The organism is Nocardia suismassiliense, from assembly GCF_900269665.1.
Lineage (GTDB): Bacteria > Actinomycetota > Actinomycetes > Mycobacteriales > Mycobacteriaceae > Nocardia > Nocardia suismassiliense.
This window is the reverse complement of record NZ_LT985361.1, coordinates 4166251-4186766: the sequence shown is the minus strand read 5'-3', so window position 1 is coordinate 4186766 and position 20516 is coordinate 4166251. Positions and strand designations below refer to the sequence as shown.

The 20516-nt window shown below is 69.4% G+C and carries 7 protein-coding genes; all 7 read right to left on the bottom strand.

Annotated features, from left to right (window positions below):
- Window positions 1-2: 2 nt before the first annotated feature.
- From DBO33_RS18700 to DBO33_RS18660, 7 genes are read right to left on the bottom strand one after another with little or no spacing between them, the layout of a single operon-like run.
- The gene (locus DBO33_RS18700) at window positions 3-962 is read right to left on the bottom strand and encodes a hypothetical protein (protein ID WP_107656198.1); all 960 of its coding nucleotides are present in this window, start codon (window positions 960-962) and stop codon (window positions 3-5) included.
- Entirely contained in the window at window positions 959-2719 is a 1761-nt protein-coding gene (locus DBO33_RS18695; protein ID WP_107656197.1) for a fatty acyl-AMP ligase, read from the bottom strand. Before DBO33_RS18695 ends, DBO33_RS18700 begins: the two co-directional genes overlap by 4 nt.
- Complete coding sequence (locus DBO33_RS18690; RefSeq protein ID WP_107656196.1) at window positions 2716-8355, bottom strand: non-ribosomal peptide synthetase; 5640 nt, start codon at window positions 8353-8355, stop codon at window positions 2716-2718. Before DBO33_RS18690 ends, DBO33_RS18695 begins: the two co-directional genes overlap by 4 nt.
- Complete coding sequence (locus DBO33_RS18685) at window positions 8348-11317, bottom strand: type I polyketide synthase (protein WP_107656195.1); 2970 nt, start codon at window positions 11315-11317, stop codon at window positions 8348-8350. The genes DBO33_RS18690 and DBO33_RS18685 overlap by 8 nt, the downstream gene beginning before the upstream one ends.
- On the bottom strand, window positions 11314-16326 hold the full coding sequence (locus DBO33_RS18680) for a condensation domain-containing protein (protein WP_159080352.1): 5013 nt from the start codon (window positions 16324-16326) through the stop codon (window positions 11314-11316). The genes DBO33_RS18685 and DBO33_RS18680 overlap by 4 nt, the downstream gene beginning before the upstream one ends.
- Window positions 16310-19612, bottom strand: coding sequence for a type I polyketide synthase (locus DBO33_RS42870; RefSeq protein WP_159080351.1), 3303 nt, complete (start codon window positions 19610-19612; stop codon window positions 16310-16312). The genes DBO33_RS18680 and DBO33_RS42870 overlap by 17 nt, the downstream gene beginning before the upstream one ends.
- A 16-nt stretch (window positions 19613-19628) precedes the next feature.
- Window positions 19629-20465: a CPBP family glutamic-type intramembrane protease gene (locus DBO33_RS18660; protein WP_107656193.1), complete on the bottom strand. Its 837-nt coding sequence runs from the start codon at window positions 20463-20465 to the stop codon at window positions 19629-19631.
- Window positions 20466-20516: the final 51 nt, after the last annotated feature.

Here is a 20516-nt window from a genome sequence, read left to right as displayed (position 1 = left end):
GGCTACTCCCCCGCCGTGCGGGGACGGTGCGCGAAGGCCAGGTGCTTACCCTCGAATTCCGCCAGCGACAGCAGCGTCTCGGCGATGTGCGCGGTGTGCACAGTGCGGCCCCCGGCGGCGCGCATCCGGGCGTGCATCAGCAGCGGCGGCAGTTTGCGCCATTGCGTGACCGCGCGTTCCCAGTGGTCACGACCATCGGCATCGAGCAGTTCGGGATCGAGGTCGGCCGCCCACAGTAGTAGTTCACGCTGGCGAAGCGCCTGCCACAAATCGTCCAGCTGTGTGAAGTCATCTGGTGTCGAGGCGAACTGGTAGCGGCTGGCCAATGCCACCAGTGCATCGCCGCCGACGAGACGGTCCTCGCGCGGTGACAGTGGCGCGACCGGATGGGATTCGAGCCACCGGTAGGTCCGGCCGGCATGGATCGCGTTGGAACCGGCCATCGCCCGTTCCCGCAGCAGTGCGACGGTGTCGTCCGCGCCGAGACCCACCGACCAGTCGCGCAGTTCCGCCGCCGAGAGCACCGGGACCCGTTGCCCGGCTTGCTTGCCGAGCTCGGTGGTCATCGTGAGCGGGTCTTCCACGACCCAGCCGTCGAGGGTCTCGACGATGGCCAGCCAGTGCGGGGCGTGCCAGCGCTGGTAACCGTGCTGCCACGGCAGGTGGAAGATGTCGGCGAGCAGCACCGCCGAACCGTGCTCGGCCACTTGCTCTTCGAGCGCGTGATAGGCCGTCGCCCAGTCGTCCGTGCCGTTCACCCGGAGGCCGAGCGCGGGCAACGGCGGGGTCGCATCGTGCTCGAACAGCAGCAGGGCGGCCTCGGCGGGGCTCACCGCGAGCGTCGGGCCGCCCGCGAGCAGCGGCCGCCACCACTGTGTTTCGCCCCTGGCCACCAGTGCGCTCGCCAATGCCGCGGTGAAGCAGGTCAGCTTGTCACCGTGTGGAGCGAGGGCCGTGGTCATTTGGCACCCCGGAGCGTGCCGTCGAGGTAGGCGGTGCGCGACGCCGAACGCTGGATCTTGCCGCTCGACGTGCGCGGAATCGCGCCGGGGCCGAGCAGCACCACCTCGTGCACGCCGACGTCGTGAATGGTGAAGATGGCCTGGCGCACCGCGTTCCGCAGTTCTTGCGCGGTGGCTTCGTCGTCGGCGGGGATCCTGGCCTCGATGAGCACTACGATCTTCTCCTGCACACCGACCTCGACGGAGAAGGCCGAGCAGCGACCGGGCAGCACCAAGGGGTGGGCCTGCTCGGCGGCGTCCTCCAGGTCCGGCGGGTAGTAATTGCGGCCGTCGATGATGATCAGGTCCTTGAGCCGGGTGGTCGGATAGACCTCGCCGTCGTGCAGGAAGCCGATGTCGCCGGTGCGCAGGTAGTACTTGCCGTCGCGCGGCGCGAGTTCGCCGCGGAAGGTGTGTTCGGTCTCCTCCGGCCGGTTGTAGTAGCCGGTGCAGACGGCCGGGCCCGCGACCCAGATCTCGCCGAGCCGGTCCTCGGGCAGCGGCTCCCTGGTCTCCGGATCCACGATCTGGATGGTGGTGCCCGGTGCCGCGGCACCGCCGCTGACGATGCTCGCGCCGTCCTGGGCTACCACCACCTGGCCCGAGGCGAGCGCGTCGCGGTCCACCGTGAGCGTCTGCACGCCGGACAAGGTTCGCCAGTTCACCGATACGATCAGGGTCGACTCCGCCAGCCCGTACCCGGCGATCAGACTCGAGCGCGCCAGGCCGTGGTCGGCGAAGGCGGCATGGAACTTCTCGATGGTGCTCACCCGCACCGGCTCCGCGCCGGACAGCGCATACCGCCACCGGCTCAGGTCGATGCCTTCGAGCTCCTTGGGGCCGATACGTTCGGCGCACAGCTCGTAGCCGACGTTCGGCGAGGCCGCGAAGACCTGGGCGGGGTGGTCGCTGATCGCCTGCAGCCAGCGCTGCGGCCTGCGCAGGAACGACGTCGGCGACATCTGCACCACGCCATGGCCGTTGATGATCGGCATGATCACCCCGACCATCAGGCCCATGTCGTGGAACAGCGGCAGCCAGCTGACGAAGCCGACCTCCTCGTCGGCGGAAATGCCGACGTGGTACATCATTTCGTAGACCTGCCTGGCATTGTCCAGCAGTCCGCGATGCGGCACCATCACCCCGGCGGGCGTGCGGGTGGAGCCGGACGTGTACTGCAGCAGGGCGATCTGCTCGCGGTCCACCAGGACGGGTTCCCAGTCGATCGCGAGCTTCTCGTCCACCTCGCCGGTGGTCACGATGAGGCGGGTGGTGTCGGTCGGCGAATTGTCCAGCCAGGCAGTCACATTGGCCAGCGCACCGTCGGTGGTCACCAGGCAGGCCGGGTCGGCGTCGACACAGACGGCGTCGATGCGCCCGTTGGAGTTGTGTGCGCTCGGCGGATACAGCGGCACCGCGATGATCCCGGCGTAGAGGCAGCCGAAGAACGCCTTCACGTACTCCAGGCCCGGCGGTAGCAGCAGCACCGCACGGTCGCCGGGGCGTGCGACCTGAAGCAGGGTGGCCGCGTATGCCCGTGCCGCACGGTCGATCTCGGCGTAGGTCAGCGACTCGGTCTCGCCATGCTGGGACGACGAATCCGGGTAGTGCAGGAAGCTGTACGCGACCCGGTCCGGTCGCCGCGCGGCCTGGTTCGTCAGCGCGCGCACCAACGTGTCGTACTCGAGCGCGCCCCCGGTGAGCAGTGTTGTGGTCATACTCCGACCTCCTGTGGTGACGGCGCGGCGAGGAAGCCGACCTTGCGGAAGTAATCCAGGTAGCGGATGAACAGGTCACGGGAGACCGGCGGGCACTGCACGCCGACCCGATCCAGTGCGGTGACGGCCTGGTCGACGTCGAACTGGATCAGCGGGGTGAGGCCGCCGTTGGCGCTCAGCAGGCTGAGCACGCTGAAGGATGCCGATCCCGGGCCCGCGCTCGCGGCGTGCGCGGCGATCGCGTCACGCCACTGGTCGAGGGCGACCAGGCGCACCGGCCAGCCGCTTTCGCGCAGCCAGCCGATCGCGTCGGTGAAGCTGCACGGCTGCGGGTTGCGCAGGTGGTAGATGTGCGGGCCCGGTTCGGCATTGCGGGCCAGTTCGACCATGGCCGCGCCGGTGAAGTCGGCGGGCGCCAGGTCGACGGCGAAGTCCACCTCCGGCGCGAGACCCACCTCCTGGCTGGCCTTGACCAGCAGCCAGAAGAAGTCGCTGGTCTGGCAGGCGCCGGTGCGGCTGCCGCCGCCGATGCGGCCGAGCCGGAACACGCTCACCGGCAGGCCGCGCTCGCCCGCCTCGGTGACCAGCCGTTCGGCCACCCACTTGCTCTGTAGATAACCGAGCGACAGCTGGGTGGGATCCTGGGCGGGCAGCGGTGCCGCGACCCGGCCGTCGACCGCGTCGCCGGGGCCGAGCACATACAGCGACGACACGAAATGCAGTGGGGCGCCACTGGTTCGGGCCAGGGTGATGAGCTCCTGGGTGCCCTGGATATTGGCCGCCGCCAGCACCCGGTACGGCAGCGCGAAGTTCACCTGCGCGCCGTTGTGGTAGATCGCGTCGATAGTGCGGCCCAGCAGCAGGAACTGCTTCTCGGACAGCCCGAGTCGTGGCTCGGCCAGGTCGCCGAGGACCGGGATCACCCGGTCGATGGCCGCGCGGGGCAGCTCGTAGCTGTCGAAGGTGGCGGCCAGTCGCGCCAGGCCCTCTTCTTTGCTGTCCGCCCGCACCAGGCAGTGCACGCGGGAGTCGGTGCGCGCCAGGAGTTCATGGAGCAGGAAGGCGCCGACGAAGCCGGTCGCGCCGGTGAGCAGCACCTCGCCCGTGCTGGGCGGTGTGGCGGTCCACGGTGCGGCAGGCCATGATTCGATCGCCGTGGCCACCTCGGCCTCGAGGTCGATCGATTCCGCCGCCGCGGTCTCCCCTGCGAGCAGAGCGACCACACCGGCCACGGTCGGCCGGGCGAATAGTGAGCCGAGCGGAATGTCTTCGCCGAAGGTTTGTTTCAGCCGCAGGATCAGCTGCGCCGCCAGCAGCGAGTGGCCGCCCAGGTCGAAGAAGTTGTCTTCGCGGCCCACCCGCGGGATGCCGAGGACGTGGGCGAAGACGCCCGCGACCCGCTGTTCGAGCGGGGTGCGCGGCGGCTCGTACTCCAAGGTGTTGCGGCGCAGGACCGGGGCGGGCAGTGCGCGACGGTCCAGTTTTCCGTTGGTGGTCAACGGGAATTCGTCCAGCACGAGCACTGCGGCGGGCACCATGTGTTGCGGCAGTCGCCGGGCCAGGTGCGCACGCACATCGACGACCAGGTCGTCACGTACCTTGACGCGCAACGGATCCGAGATGAAGAGATCGTCCGGCCATTCGGCGTCGCGGGCCGCCGGGATCGACGGCAAGGCGACATCCCAGCCGGTCACCACGACGTCGTATCGGCCGCCGGGCCGGCGCAGCGCCTCGAAGCGGTACGGCAGCTGATCGGCTAGGGCCAAGTAGTCCTCTGGGCTCACGCCACCGGAATCGGCGAGAGCGGCACGGATCTGGGCCGCGCCGGCCCGGCCGCGCTGCAACTCGCCGACCACCGCCAGTGGACCGGCCACCCGGGCGTCGAGGACATCGGCGATCAGCACCGCTGCGGGACGGTCGCGCTCGAGCAGGTCCGCCAGTTGCTGCGGCGTTGTCGTGGCGTCGAGCAGTTTCGGCCGCACCGGTAGCCCGCGTTCGCCCGCGTACAGCACCGCGTCGTAGCGGAATCGGGACATCTCGTTGAGGTACTCGCCGCGCTTGAGCCGGATCCTGGAGCCGGTCAGCGTCGGATGCGCGGCCACGAACTCCTCGAAATACCGTGGCGCGATTACCAATTCAGCATCCCTGTCGAGGGCGGCCCGCACCGCGGGCGCGAGCTCGGCGGCACCGGCGGACGGCGCGTTGGTCGCCTCGACGGTCGCGTGGAACGACTCGCTGAGCGTGAGGTCGCGGACGTCGCCGACGAACAGCACGCCTTCGGGGGCGAGCAGGCCGGCCACGGACTCCAGCACGCGGGTCAGATAGTCGGCGCTCGGGAAGTACTGCACCACCGAGTTGATGAGGATGACGTCGTACGGGCCCGCGACGTCGTAGGGCAGCTCGTCGGCGGCACACAGGTCCAGCCGGACGTGCTCCAGGTCCCGGTTGCCCGCGACGATCTTGGTCCGCACGTTCTCGATGGCCGAGGCGGAGACGTCGGTGGCGTCGTAGACCGCGCACTGCGGCGCGAGCCGGGACAGCAACAGGCCGGTGCCGCAGCCGATTTCGAGGACTCGTTGCGGTGCGAGCGTGCGCACCGCGGCAACGGTGGCCTCGACCCATTCCCGCATGTGCTCCTCGGGGATGGCGGCGTTGGTGTAGGAGTCGTTCCAACCGGAGATATCGAAATCGGCGGCGCCCTCGTGGCCTTGGCGGTAGGTGCTGTTGAAGACGATCTGCCAGTTGGCGACCTGATCCTGTTCCGCGTCGGCCGCGTCGGCGGTCGCGTCGCCGGGGGTGAAATAGGCGACCAGGGAGAGGTTTCCGCCGGTGTCCTTGCGCGCCAGCACCACCGACTGGTCGACGCCGGGGTGCGCGGTGATCGCGGCCTCGATCTCGCCGAGTTCGATGCGGAAACCACGCACCTTGACCTGCTGATCGATCCGGCCGAGGTATTCGAGATCGCCGTCGGCCCTGCGGCGGGCGAGATCGCCGGTCCGGTAGACCCGGCGTCCGCCCAGCACCGGGCTTTCCACGAAACGTTCGGCGGTGAGGTCGTCACGGTTCAGGTAGCCGCGCCCGACGCCGGGACCGGAGACGAGCATCTCCCCTGCCACCCCATCGGGTACCGGGCGGCCCGCCGGATCGACGATCAGCACGCCGAGATCGGGCAGTGGGACACCGATCAGGCTGCCCGCCGCCGACACCACATCCGCGCGGGTGAGCTCGCGATAGGTGACGTGCACGGTCGTTTCGGTGATGCCGTACATGTTCACCAGCCGCGCGGACTCGCCGTAGCGGTCGAACCATGGTGTGAGCGTGGACAGATCGAGCGCTTCACCACCGAAGATCACCCAGCGCACCGACAGCTCCGTGCTCGGCGCGTTCTCCAGCGCACGCAGCAGTTGGGTGAACGCCGACGGAGTCTGGTTGAGCACCGTGACCTGTTCGCGCGCAAGCAGTTCCGCGAACTCCGCGGTGGACCGGCTGACCGAGCCGGGAACCACGACCAACCTGCCGCCGTAGAGCAGCGCGCCCCACATCTCCCAGACGGCGAAGTCGAAGGAGTACGAGTGGAACATCGTCCACACGTCCTGCGGGCCGAAGTCGTACCAGCGCCTGGTGGTGGAGAACAGGCGAACCACGTTGGCGTGCTCGATGACCACGCCCTTGGGCACGCCGGTCGAGCCCGACGTGTAGATGACGTAGCACGGGTCGTGCGGTTCGGCCGTCGCCAATGGCAGATCGGCCACGCTCTCGTCCGGCGACTGATCGATGAGCAGCAGCTCGGGGCCCGATGCCGCCGCCGAGACCAGCGAGCTGTGGCTGATCACCAGTCGCGCACCGGAATCCGCGATCATGAACTCGATCCGGTCGGCCGGATACATCGGGTCGAGCGGCACATAAGCAGCACCGGCCCGCAGCACCGCGAGGATCGCGACGACTACCTCGGCGGACCGCTCGAGGTGGATGCCGACGAACGAACCACGGCCGACACCGCGGGCGCGCAGGCGCTGGGCCAGCCGATCGGCGGCGGTCGCCAGCTCGGCGTAGCTCAACGTGCTGTCGCCGAACGTGAGCGCCACCGCGTCGGGGGTCTGGCTCGCCTGCGCCGCGAAGAGTTCGTGCAGCGTCCGGGCGGGCTCGAAGGCGGGCTCGCTGGGCAGTGCCGCGGCCAAGGCGCGTTCCCGCTCGACCGGCTCGAGGAAGTCCAGCTCCGGCAGCGCGGTGTCGGGCTCGGCGACCACGGCGGTGAGCAGGGCGACGAAGTGCCGGGCGATGGCGGCGACGGTGGGCTCGTCGTACAGGTCGACGTCGTATTCGAAGGCGCCGACGAGTTCCGCACCGACCTGGCGCAGGGTCACCAGCACATCGAATTTGGTGGTGCCCGAATGGACTTCGACGTATTCGGCGCTGAGGCCGGGAATCGCGAGCTCCGGCAGTGCGGTGTTCTGGAGTACGACGGCCGTGCGGAACAGCGGCGAGTGGCTGAGTTCCCGATCGGGCCGCACATGCTCGACGACGAGGTCGAACGGCGCCTCCTGGTGATCGAACGCGTCGAAGACGACGCGCTGTTCCCTGGCGAGCAGCTCGCGGAACGTCGGCGCACCGGACAGATCCGTCCGCAAGGCGAGCGCGTTGACGAAGAACCCGATGAGCGGCTCGATCTCCGGCCGGTTGCGACCCGCGATCGGCGTGCCGACGGTGATGTCCTCCGCGCCGGTGTAATAACGAAGCAGCGCTTTGAATCCGGCCATCAGCGCGATGAACAAGGTGGCGGGGCGATCGTTCACCCTGACCTCGTCGGCCAGCTGCCGCAGCCCCGACAGCACCGGCGCCGGGAGGGTGAACGGCACTCTGGCGCCACGGTTTTCCGGCTCGAGCGCGCGCGGACGGTCGGGGTGGAAGGTGACCAGCGGCGGTTCGTCGCCGAGCACGCCGCGCCAGTAATCGAGGTCGGCGCCGAACTTGTCCTGCTGCGCGAGATCCTGGAGCCACGTCGCGTAGTCCGGGTATTGCAATGGTAGAGCGGGCAGTTCGGGCTGATGCCTGCCTGCGGTCAAGTCGGCGTAGGCCGACATCAGTTCGGTGGCGAACACCCCGAGCGACCAGCCGTCGGAGATGATGTGGTGCATCGCGACCGCGAAGATCGAATCGTCCTCGCTCAACCGCACCAGCAGCACCTCGACCAACTGACCGGACAGGTCGAACACGGTCCGGCTGAACTGCTCCACCTGCGCGATCGCGTCGGCAAGCGGTCGCTGCGCATCCAGCTGCGCCGGGGACACCATGGTCATCGGCAGCGGCGCCACCGGCCCGACCACCTGCACCGGAACACCGTCGCGCACTTCGATGCTGGTGCGCAGCGACTCGTGCCTGGCCACGACCAGCGACAGCGCGCCCTGCAGGGCCGCGACGTCGAGGTGGCCGCGCAGGCGCAGCGCCAGCGGCATGGTGTAGGTCGCCCGATCGGGAAACAGCTGCTCCAGGAACCAGATCCGCTGCTGCGCGGCCGAAAGCGGCGCGGCGGCAGTGGGATCGGGGCGGCGCGGGATGCCGGCGCGCGGCGTGCCACCGGCGGCCCAGCGGCGCAGCAACGCGCGGCGGGACGCACCCGAATCGACGAGTTCAGGCATTGTTGCTCCGTTCTTCGGCCGCCCCCGGCTGCTCGAGCAGTTGCTCGACCTCGCTGTCGGACAGGTCGTCCAACCGCTGCATCAGATGTGCGGCGATGGTGTCGGCCATCCCCGCGGCGGTCGGCGCGGCGAACAGCTCGCCGAGGGCGAGTTCCAACGGGAAGACGGCGCGCAGCTGGGTCGCCACGTGCACCGCGAGCAGCGAATCGCCGCCCGCCTCGAAGAAATTCGCGTCGTCGGCGATCTGCTCGACACCGAGCGCCGCGCACCAGACCGAGACGACCCGGTTGCGCACCGAGACCACGAAGTCGTCCTCGTCGTCTGGTGCGGTGTCCTCGCTTTTCACCGGGGCCGCCGGGGCGGGGCGCTCGGTGTCGAAGCGCCGGGTGGGTACTGCTTCCGGCGGGTCGACCCAATAGCGTTTCAGGGCAAAGGGATACGTCGGCAGGCTGACGGTGGCCGGTGTCTCGCCGCCGTAGATGGCGTCGAAATTCACCGTGACACCGGACAACCAGAGTCGTGCCGCCGCGTCCACGATCGTGGTCTCGGCCGAGCCAGTGCCGAGGCTGCCGACCGCCGCCGCTGCTCGATCGGCAGTGCGCAGGAACGAGACCAGCGACTTACCCGGGCCGACCTCCAGCGCGACCGTCCCCTGATTTCGGCCGACCAGGCCGATGGCGGCTTCCCGGAAGCGCACCGTGCTGGTCATCTGCCGAGCCCAGTAGGCGGGGTCCACCGCCTGCTCGGCGGTGATCGGCGCACCGGTGACGTTGGACCAGAACGGGATCTGCGGGGCCTGGCGCGGCACGCCACGCACGAGCTCCGCGAAGCGGGCGGCGGCCTCATCCATGAGTGGCGTGTGGAACGCGTGCCCGACGGGCAGTAGCGAGCTCGGCACGCCCTCCTCCGACAGCTCACCGGCCAACCGGAACAGCGGCGCGGGTGCGCCGGCCACGACGCAGCGAGTGGCGGAGTTGTCGGCGGCGAGCCACACGTCCTCCGGCAGGCGGGCGGCGATCACGTCCACGCCCTTGGAGACGGCGAGCATGCCGCCGGGCGGGGCCGCCGCCATGATCCGGCCGCGCTCGACCACCAGGGCCAGCGCGTCGGACAGCTCGAAGACGCCCGCGAGGGTGGCGCAGACCAGCTCGCCGAGACTGTGGCCCAGCAGTTCCCGTGGTTCGGCGCCGAACTCACGCCACATTCCGGCCAGTGCGTACTCGACCGCGAACAACGCGACCTGGGTCTGTTCGGTGCCGTCGCCGGTGCGCACCGCGGCCTCCAGGTCGAAGCCGGTGCGGTCGCGCAGGATGTCCGCGCATTCGCGGAATCGGTCACCGAATTGCCGGACGGTCGTGGCGAGTTCGAGGACGGCGGTGCCGAGCGCGACGCCTTGGCCGGGGAACAGCCACGCGAGAGCGGGAGACGGCATGGCCTCCCCCGCTGCCGGCTTTCCTAGTGCAGCTGCGGCCTCTGCGGTTGTGCTCGCCACGACCACGCGGCGATGCGGGAAGGTACGGCGGCCCTGCGCCAAAGTGTTAGCGACGGAGGCGAGTTCGGCGTCGGTGCCGCGCAGGTGCTCGGCGAGCCGGACAGCGATGCGGTCGGCGTCCTGGGCGGTGCGGCCCGAGATCAACAGTGCGCGCGGTCCGGGTTGCACGGCGGCAGGCTTTGGCGTCGGCGGCTGCTCCACGATCACATGGGCGTTGGTGCCGCCGATACCGAAGGCGCTGACGCCTGCCCGGCGCACGTCATCGGACCAGGTCCGCAGTTCGGTGTTGACGAAGAACGGGCTTGCCGCGAAGTCTATTTCGGGATTGGGCCGGGTGTAGTGCAGGCTGGCCGGGATTCGGCCCTCCCGCACGGCGAGCACCGCCTTGATGAACCCCGCGACGCCGCCCGCCGAATTGAGATGGCCGACATTGGCTTTCACCGAGCCGAGCGCGCAGTACTGGTTCGCGTCGGTGTGCTCGCGATACGCCGCGCTCAGCGCCGATACCTCGATCGGATCGCCGAGTTTGGTTCCGGTGCCGTGCGCCTCGACGTAGCCGATGGTGTCTGCGCTGATTCCGGCCGCCGACAACGCTTCCCGGATGACGGCGCGCTGGCCCGCGATGCCCGGAGCGGTGTAACCGATCTTGTTGGCGCCGTCGTTGTTCACCGCGGAGCCCAGGATGACTGCGTGGATGTGGTCGCCGTCGGCGAGCGCGTCGGCGAGCCGCTTGAGCACGACAACGCCCACGCCCGAACCGAAGACGGTGCCGCCCGCGTCGGCGTCGAACGCTCGGCAGTGACCGTCCGGGGAGAGGATCGAGCCCTCCTCGTAGATGTACCCGGCTTCCTGCGGCACCTGCACACTGGCACCGCCCGCCAGCGCCACGTCGCACTGGAAGTCGAGCAGCGCCTGCGCGGCCTGGTGCACGGCGACCAGCGAGGTGGAACACGCCGTCTGCACGGCGACGCTCGGACCGGTCAGGTTCAGCTTGTAGGACACCTTGGTGGCCATGTAGTCGGAGGCGTTGCCGTGCAACGCGTGCAGCTGCGAACTGGGACTCTGGAACACGCTCGCATGGCCGACCAGGTTGCGCAGCAGATAGGTGCTGATGCCCGCGCCCGCGAAAACACCGACCGGCGTGGGATCTTCGGCCGCGATGTGGCCCGCGTCCTCCAGCGCCTCCCAGGCGCACAGCGTGAACAGGCGGTGCTGCGGGTCGGTGAGTTGTGCTTCGCGCGGGGTCATCTCGAAGAACTCCGCGTCGAACTTGTCGGCGTCGGCGAGCAGCGCGCCCGCGTGCACGTAACCGGCGGGCGGGTCGGCCGGCAAGGCTTCCGGCGCGAGCGGGCGCACCGATTCGCGGCCCTCGCACAGGTTGCGCCAGTACTCGGTGACGGTGTCCGCGTCCGGGAATCGGCACGCCATGCCGATCACCGCGACCCGGAACTCGCTGTCGTCGTGGGTCATCGCTGGCTCCCAACGCTGTCGGGCCGGGTCTCGGTGGCCTGGCGGTGTGCCCGGCGACGGGCCGCGGCCGCGCGCCGGTCCTGTCCGCGGTCCGTATCGTCCTGCGGGGCCGTCCGACCGGCCAGCGACTTCGCCAGCCCGTCGACGGTCGGTGCGGCGAACAGGTCGGTCATCGCCAGCTCCACGCCGAGGCGGCGCTCGAGCAGGCCACGCACCCTGGCCAGCGCCAGCGAATGACCGCCGAGGTCGAAGAAGTTCTGCCCGAGGCCGACCTCGCGGTCGAGCACCTGCGCCCACACCTCGGCGACGATCCGCTCCAGCTCGGTGCCCGGCGGAGTGAACACCGGTGCCGCGGCGGGCGCGATCTTCGGCAGTTTCGCGCGGTCGAGCTTGCCGGTGAGGCCGCGCGGCAGGTTGTCGAGGACCATGTAGGCCGACGGAATCATGTAGTCCGGCAACCGGGTACGCAAGAACGCCGACAGCTCGAGGTAGTCGGGCTCCAGTGGGCCGTCTTGAGTGAGGTAGGCGACCAGCCGCGGTACGTCGGCCTCGGTGTCCAGCACCACGGCCGCCTCGCCGACCGTCGAGTGCGATCGCAGGAACGTCTCGGCCTCGCCCGGTTCCACCCGGTGGCCGCGAATCTTGACCTGCCGGTCCTTGCGGCCGACGAACACCAGCGTGCCGTCGGGCAGCCGGCGCGCCAGATCGCCGGTCCGGTAGAACGGAATGCCGTTGGGGCCGGTGCCGAACACCTTTTCGGTGAGTTCCGGCCGGTGCCAGTAACCGATGGCCACGTGTGAGCTGCGCAGCGCGATCTCGCCGTAAACCTCGGTGGGGCGGCCACTTCCGTCGACCAGCTCCACCTCGACGCCCTCGACCGGGTGTCCGATCGGCACCCCGGCGCGGTCGGCGTCCTCGGGAGAAATGATGTGCTGCAAGGCGACCGAGCATTCCGACGGCCCGTACAGGCTGACCAGTCGGCAGGCCGGCGTGAAGTGCTTGCCGAAGTCGACGACGTCGCCGCGGACCACCTCTTCGCCACCCAGCGCTACCAATCGAAGCTCGGCGGGTACCCACGGCCCGTCGGTGTCGCTGAGCAGGTAGCGGAAAAGCGTTGGGGTGCAGTGCAGCACGGTGACCCCGGCGCGTTCGATCTCCTCGCGCAGGCCCGCGGGGCTGAACAGATGCGGGTCGATCACGTACAGCTCGGCCCCCGCCACCGCGGCGCCGAACGAGTTCAGCACGCCGGCATCGAAGGTGTAGCGGGCGGGCGCGGCCACGACGTCGTCGGGTCCGATGCGTAGTCGCCGCGCGTAGGTGACCGCGTGGGCCAGCGCGTTGCCGCGGCTCTGCGCCACACCTTTCGGGCGGCCGGTCGAGCCGGACGTGTGCAGGATGTAAGCGAGGTCGTCGGCGCTGATGTGGGATTTCGCCCAGGTCGACAGGTCGTTGGTGAGGATCGTGCTCACGGCGGGGTCCGGTTCGGCACGCCCGGAGACCGGGAAGACATGCGCCCCACCGGCGATCGAACGGCCCAGCTCCGCCAGCGACGGATCGCACAGCAGCGCGGAGACATCGGCCTCCTCAATGATCTCGATCAGCCGGGCCTGCGGTGCGCGCGGGTCGAGCGGAACGTAGGCGACACCCGCACGCAAGGCCGCCCAGACGGCGACGAAACTCTCCGGCGTGTGGTCGTAGAGCAGCGCGACGCGGCTGCCGTCGAGGCCGGCGCCGATGAGCTTCTTGGCGATGACCGCGGTGATCGCGTCGAGTTCGGCGAAACTCGTGCTGCGCTCCCCCGCCCGCAACGCCGGGGCACTGCCGCGCAGGTCGATTACGGTGTCCAGCCGGTCGATCAACAGTTCGTCCGGGGCCGCCTCGGGCACCATCGCGGTACCCGGCAGTGCCCAGACCGCCTCGGCGACAACCTCGTCGGGGTCCGCCAGGCCGATCTCACCGACGCGCTGATCGGGTTCCGCCACGATGCTCGCGAGCGCCGTCGCGTAATGCCGCAGTGCCCGAACCGCAGTCGGTGCGTCGTAGAGGTCGGCGCTGTATTCCAGAGTCAGCTTCGTCGGGCCGTCGGTCTCGTCGACGGTGAGATCGAAGTCCATCTTGGCAGTCGTGCGGGGCGCGTCGACGAGTTCGACGTCGAGGCCGGCCATATCGAGAGACGGGGGCGGCGTGTTCAAGTAGTTGAACATGACCTGGGCCAGCGGGGTGCGGCTCATGTCCCTGGTCGGCACCATGGCCTCGATGACCTTCTCGAAGGGCAAGTCCTGGTTGGCATGTGCGGACAGGACCGTCTTGCCGACGCGGGCCACCAGTGCGGTGAAGGTCTCCTCCGGGTCGATCTCGGTCCGCAGGGCCAAGGTGTTGAGGAAGCAGCCGACCAGCGGTTCGACGGCCGACCGGGTGCGGCCCGCGATCGGCGAGGCCACGATCAGATCCTGTTGGCGGGTATACCGATTCAGCATTGTGTAGAAGGCGGCGAGCAGCACCGCGAAGGTGGTGACGCCGCTGCGGGCCGCGAGCGCCCGGACCTCGGCCATCACCTGCGGGTCGACGGCCAGCCGCTCGACCGCGCCGCGGGAGGTGCGGCGGGCCGGACGTGGCCGGTCGCCGGGGATCTCGGTGACCGTCGGGTCGGCCAGTTCGGTCCGCCAGAACTCCAGTTGCCCGTCGAGCCGGTCGGCATTGCCGCGCTGCCAGGCCGCGTAGTCCGCGTACTGCACCACCAGCGGCGGCAGCGGTGCGGCCACGCCCGCGACCTCTGCGCGGTAATGTGCCGAAACCTCTTGGCTCAGTACGGCAACGGACCAGCCGTCACACACGATGTGGTGCAGCGCGATGGCCAGCAGGTATTCGTTCGGGGCCGACTTGATCAGGTGGTAGCGCCAGACCGGGCCCTCGGCCAGATCGAACGGGGCACGGTAGACGCTCGCCGCGAGCTCAGCCTCGGCGTCGCCGCGCTGTTCGGGCGGCAAGGTGCTGAGATCCGTGAACTCCAGCGGCCGTGGCGAATACGGGCGGACCACCTGACGCAGCTGACCGTCCTCGGTGGTCCGGTACACGCTGCGCAGCACCTCGTGCCGCTGTTCCACCAGCGCTAGGGCCTTCTCCACCGCGGCGACATCGAGCTCGCCGCGCAGCCGCAAGCCGCCGGGCATGATGTAGGTCGCGTTGCCGGGATCCAGGGTCTCCAGGAACCACAGGCGCTCCTGGGCATAGGACACCGCGAGCAGCTCGCCGTCGGTGCGCGGCGCGGCTTGCAGCGGGGACAGCGAATCCTGTTCCGCGGACGCCGTTTCGATCAGCCGGGCGGCCGTCACGATCGTCGGGCTCTCGAAGAGCTCGCGCAGCGAGATGCTCACGCCGAACTCGTCGAGGATCTGCGAGATCACCCGGGTTGCCGCGAGGGACGTGCCGCCGAGCAGGAAGAAGTCGTCGTGGCGGCCGATGTCGGTGCGCTCCAGCGCCTGTGCCCAGAGGGCCGCGAGCCGGGTCTCCCGCTCGCCGATGGGGGCTTCGAAAACGACCTCTGCCGAGTCGGCCGAATCCGATTCGGCCGCTTCGTCGTTCATCGTGTACTCGCGTACCGGCAGTGCGGCGAGCAGGTCGTCGACCGGTGTCTCCGGTGCGGTGGCCGCCGCGGCGGCGAGGGTCAGGAAGTCCTGCGCCAGGTCCGCTGCCGCCGTCGCATCGAGCAGTTTCGCGTTGTAGGTCAGGTGGCAGACCAGCTCGGAGCCGGTCTCGGCGACGTGCATGACCAGGTCGTAGAGGGTGGCGCCGGTGTCGATGGTGTGCCATTCGACGGTCAGGCCCCACTCGCTCAGGTCAGGTCGCTCCAGCACCTGTTGCACGAACAGTGTCTGAAAGACCGGGCTGTAAGCCGGATCCCACGGTCCGCCGATGGCCTCGACGATCTGCTCGAACGGGACGGTCTCGTCGTCGTAGGCCGCCATCGCTGTGTCGCGGGTGCGGTGCAGCAGCTCGCGGAAGGTCTGTCCGGTGGTGAGGTCGGCGCGGACCGGGACGGTATTGACGAAGTGCCCGATGGTTTTCGCGAGTTCGGCGTACGGGCGGGCCGCCATCGGGATGCCGATGCAGAAGTCACGCTGGCCGGTGCGCTGCGCCAAAGTCAGTTCGTAGCAGGCCAACAGGAAGACGAACGGCGGAACGCCGTGGGCCGCGGCAGAGGCGCGGACTGCTTCGGTCACCTGACGGGGGAACGAAGTCTCCACCCGCGCACCGGTGTTGCCCACGCGCCGCGGGCGGCGACCGATGGACAGGTCCAGCGGCGGGGCGCCACGCAACAGTGCGGCCCGGCGTTCGACCGCCGCCGCTTGCGTTGCGGGCGCGCCATGTTCGGCGCTCCACACGGCGTAGTCGGCGTACTGACGCGGCGGGACGGGCAGGATGCTCGCCGCGTCGTGCCGGGCGGCGCCGTAGGCCGCCCACAGCTGATCGATCAGCAGCGCGATCGACAATCCGTCCAGCACGAGGTGGTGCGCGACGACCGCGAGGATCCACTCCTGCTCGGCCAGCCGGATCAGCGCCCACCGCACCGGCGGCCGGGCCGCCAGGTCGAACGGGGCGACGGCGAGGGATTCGAGCAGCTGATCGACCGCCGCCGCGCGCGCTTTCGCGGGTACCAAGCGCAGGTCGGGCGTCTGCCAGTCGGCGCCCGTGGCCTCGACGACCTCGGCCCGCAAGCCCTCCGATGTCTCCTTGAAGACCGTGCGGAAGGCATGCTGCTGGTGGGTCACCGCGTCGGCGGCCGCGTGCAGTGCCGCGACATCGAGCGGTCCGGTGATCCGAATGCCCAGCGGCACATGGTAGATCGCGGCATGGCCGGCCAGCTGCTCGTGCAGCCAGATGCCACGCTGTGCGGGCGTCACCGGGAACGGCCCCGCGCCCTCGCGCAGCGGAACAGTGGTGGTGGAGATGCCCGCGGCGCGACGTTCCCGCAGGCGCGCCAACGCCAGGCTGCTAGCCGGTGAGTTCATGATCGCTCTCCAAAAGGGCGGCATCGGCCTGTTCGACCATCAGCTCCTCCAGTGCCGCCGCCACCTGAGCCACGGTCGGCTCCTGCAACATGCGCCGGAGCGCGAACTCGATCTCGAAGAGTTCGCGGAGTCTGCGGACGAACTGGGTGGCGGCCAGCGAATGCCCGCCGATGCGGAAGAAGTTCTCGAACACGCCGACCTGCTCCAGGCCGAGCAGCTCGGCCCACATCTCGGCGACCACCTGCTCGTATTCGGTGCGCGGCGCGACATAGTCGACGTCGGCGGTGAACAGATCCGTCGTCGCACGCGACACCGGGGCGGCTTCGACATTCGGCACGCCGCCGACGATCCGATACGACTTGCGCTCGAACGGATACAACGGCAACCGGGCCTGCGGTCGCTGCGCCGCGTCCACGCCGGCCCAGCGCACCTCGTGCCCGCGGACATGCAGTTCGCCGAGGGCGGCCAGCATCACCGAGAGGTCGTCCACGTCGCGGACCAGCGACGGCACCGCCACCCCGGCCCGGTCATGATGGCGCAGCAGGCTTTTCAGCATGCCGTTGAGCGCGGGGTGCGGGCCGATCTCGATGAACGAGCCGACGTTGGCGTCGATCATCGCGCCCACCGCCTCCGCGAACTGCACCGGGCGCACCACCTGATCGGTCCAGTAGAGGCCGTTCAGTTGTGCGCCGTCGACCCGGCCGCCGGTGACGGTCGAGAAGAACGGGATGCTGCCCTCGCGGGGCTGGATGCACGGCATGTCGGCCGCGAATTCCGGCAGGCAGTCGCGCATCAGCGGCGAGTGGAAGGCGTAGCGGCCGGGCAGGCGACGGGTCATCACCTGCTCGCCGTCCAGGCGGGCCAGGAAACCGTCGACGGCGCTGGTGTTGCCCGAGATCAGCGTCCACTTCGGCCCGTTGGTGCCGGCGAGGTAGACCCGTTGCGGCAGTTCGAGTTCCGCGGCGGGCAGGTTGACCACGGCCATGCAGCCGTTGTCGCGCAGGCGGCCAGTAGCTTTGGCACGAGCCGCGATGATCTGTGCCGCGGTGCGCAGATCGATCGCGCCGCTGACGTGCGCGGCGGCGACCTCACCGACGCTGTGCCCCACCACGGCGGCGGGCTTGATACCCCACGACTGCCACAGCGCCGCAAGGGCGACCTGGAGGGCGAACAGCACCGGCTGCGCCGTGCCGGTGTCGGCGAGGGCTTCCTCGTCTCGGCCCCGGTCCAGCACGGCGAAGGTGGACCAGCCGAGCTCGACCCGCAACTCGCGATCGACCGCGAGCAGGGCGTCACGGAAAACCGGCTGGTGCCGAATAAGCTTGCGGCCCATGCCGACCCACTGGTTGCCCTGGCCGGTGAAGACGAAGCCCACCTTGCCCGGGCCACTGCGCGGCACCCGGCCCGCGGCGGCGCCGAGCGGCAGCGAACCGCCGGAGATGGCGGTGAGCTGTTCGGCGAGGTCCGCGTGGTCCCGTGCGGCGACGGCTACCCGGAACGGGTGCTGGGCCCGGCGCGCGGTCGAGGTCTGTGCCAGTTCGGCGATCGGGGCGGCCGTGCCGTCGCGCAGCATATCGATCCAGCTGTCGACCAGGTCGAGCGTCGATTGCTCGCTACGGCCGGAAATGCTGAGCAGGTAGGGCTTTTCGGTCGCCGCAGGGCGTGCCGCCGGTGCGGGCGGGCCGGTCAGGACGGCGTGCGCGTTGGTGCCGCCGAAGCCGAAGGAGCTCACGCCCGCCAGCGCGCGGCCACTACGGTGCGGCCAATCCTGGTTCGCCGCAGGCACGTCGAACGGCAGATCGTCGAAAGCGATGTGCTTGCTCGGCGATTCGAAGTTCAGGTTCGCCGGCACCTGCCCGTGGTGCAGCGCCAGGGCGGTCTTCACCAGCCCCGTGATGCCCGCGGCGGCCTCCAGGTGGCCGACCACCGTCTTGGCCGAACCGACCAGGAATTTGTCTTCGCTCCTGCGGTTTTCGGCGAAGACGGCGCCCAGCGCGCGGGCCTCGATGGCGTCGCCGAGGATGGTGCCGGTGCCGTGGGCCTCGATGTACTGCACGTCGCTGGGGTGCACACCGGCCCGTCGATAGGCGCGGCGCAGCACGTCGACCTGGGACTGGTAGCTGGGCGCGGTCAGGCCGTTGGTACGGCCGTCCTGGTTTATCGCGGAACCGAGCAGCACCGCATATACACGATCGCCATCCTGCTCCGCCTGCGACAGGGGCTTGAGTACGACGGCGGCACTGCCCTCGCCGCGGACGTATCCGTCGGCCCTCTCATCGAAGGTCTTGCAGCGCCCGTCGGCGGCCATCATGCCCGCGTCGGCCAGCGACTCGGTGACGCGCGGGTCGAGGGTCATGTTCACCCCGCCGACCACGGCGACCTCGCAGTCGCCGTCGTGCAGGCTGCGCAACGCCATGTGCAGGGCCACCAGCGACGACGAGCAGGCGGTGTCCACGCTGACGCTCGGGCCGCGCAGGTCGTAGAGGTAGGACAGGCGGTTTGCCGCGATGCTGCTGGCATTGCCGGTGACGGCGGCGATCGGCATCCCGGACTCGGCGGCCTCGCCCATGCCGCGGGCATAATCGCCCGCGGTGATGCCGACGAAGGTGCCGGTCGAGGTGCCGGCCAGCCGTTCTACCGGCACGCCCGCGTCCTCGAAGGCGTCGGCCACGGTCTCCGCGAGCAGACGATGCTGCGGGTCCATCGCCGCGGCCTCGGCGTCACCGATGCCGAAGTAGTTGGCGTCGAACGCGTACGGGTCCTCGAGGAAGGCGCCGAACCAAGCCCGGCGGCGCTCGCCACGCGCGGTGCCGGACGGCGGCCAGTCGTGCCTGGCCTCCGGCGCTTCGCCGACCAATTCCCGGCCGTGCCACAGGGTTTCCCACAGCTGCTCGGGTCCGCGCAGTCCGGGGAACGAGCACCCGATGCCGATGATGGCCACCGGCTCCTGCGCCGTGTTGTCCCGCACCGGGCGCCCCCCGACTTCGGGCTCCCGATCCCTGGCATCCGGCGCTACCGGTTCGGTGCTGTCCTGCGCCGCCGCGAGCCCTTCGGCCAGGGCGTGCACGGTGGGATACTCCCAGGGCAGATCCGGCGGGAGTGGTTTACCCATCCAGGTGGAGATCTTGCCCACGAATACCAGCGCCACCGCCGAGGTGAGCCCGAAACTCGCGAATGGCTCACTCAGCGCGACATCATCGGTGGCAATGTCCAATAAATCCCCGAGTGTTTCGGTGAGAAACAAACTGATCTCGTCGGCCGTCCGACGGGCCATTTCTGCAGACATCTAAGCACTATCCCTACTACGTAGAAACAGAAGTACGTGGCTCTACTGAATTTTCAGTATTGTCCGCGACGGCGGGGACATTGTGGTCACTCAGGGTTTTCCCGGGAATTTCGGACAATCCACGCGCGGCCAGATTCCGGCGAGCCTGGGCCAGCGGGAATGCCAGCACGCGCAGGTCGTGGAAGAGCTTCACCGCGATGGTCGGCCAGATCGCACCGGTCAATTTGTAGGTGAGCGCCAGCGCGACGCCACCGAATATCACCTGGGCGGAGACGGCCGGACGGAATCCGTGCCGCAGACCATCGATGACGCCACCGGCAACGATGATCAGGATCCAGAACGGCAGGTCCGGCCAGAGCAGCGCGACCGCGTAGATGGTGAAGCCGCGGTACACGACCTCCTCGGCGGGCGTGCTGAAGGAGTTCGCCAGCCACCAGAACCGCTCGATGGAGGTCTCCGGCGTGATGAAGACGACGTACTCGATCTTGCTCGCGATCCACTCCTTGCCGCGCTGCCCGCCGAGCAGCGGAATCAGCACGGGGCCAAACAGATACGACACGTAGATGGTGACGATCGCGAGGCTGATGATCTTCTCCGCGAGCGAGAAGCCGCGGAAGACGCTGAAGTCGAAGTGGGTCAGCCCGAGCTCGTGCACCGAGGTGCCGCTCACCGCGAACCCCACCAGGATGACCGCCAGCGTGGCCCAGGTCCGGAAGACGCCGCCCTGGTACAGGCGCACGCGCGCGTCGGATCGCGTACCGAACTCACGCGTGAAGACGCGGACCGAGAATATCTCGAAGAATGGCTCCGCGAAGACGAGATAGACAAGCAGAATTATGCAGAAGATTTCCATCGGGAGGCCCCGTTCACTATCCGGTCGGGTCGGTATCTAGATTGAATGGAT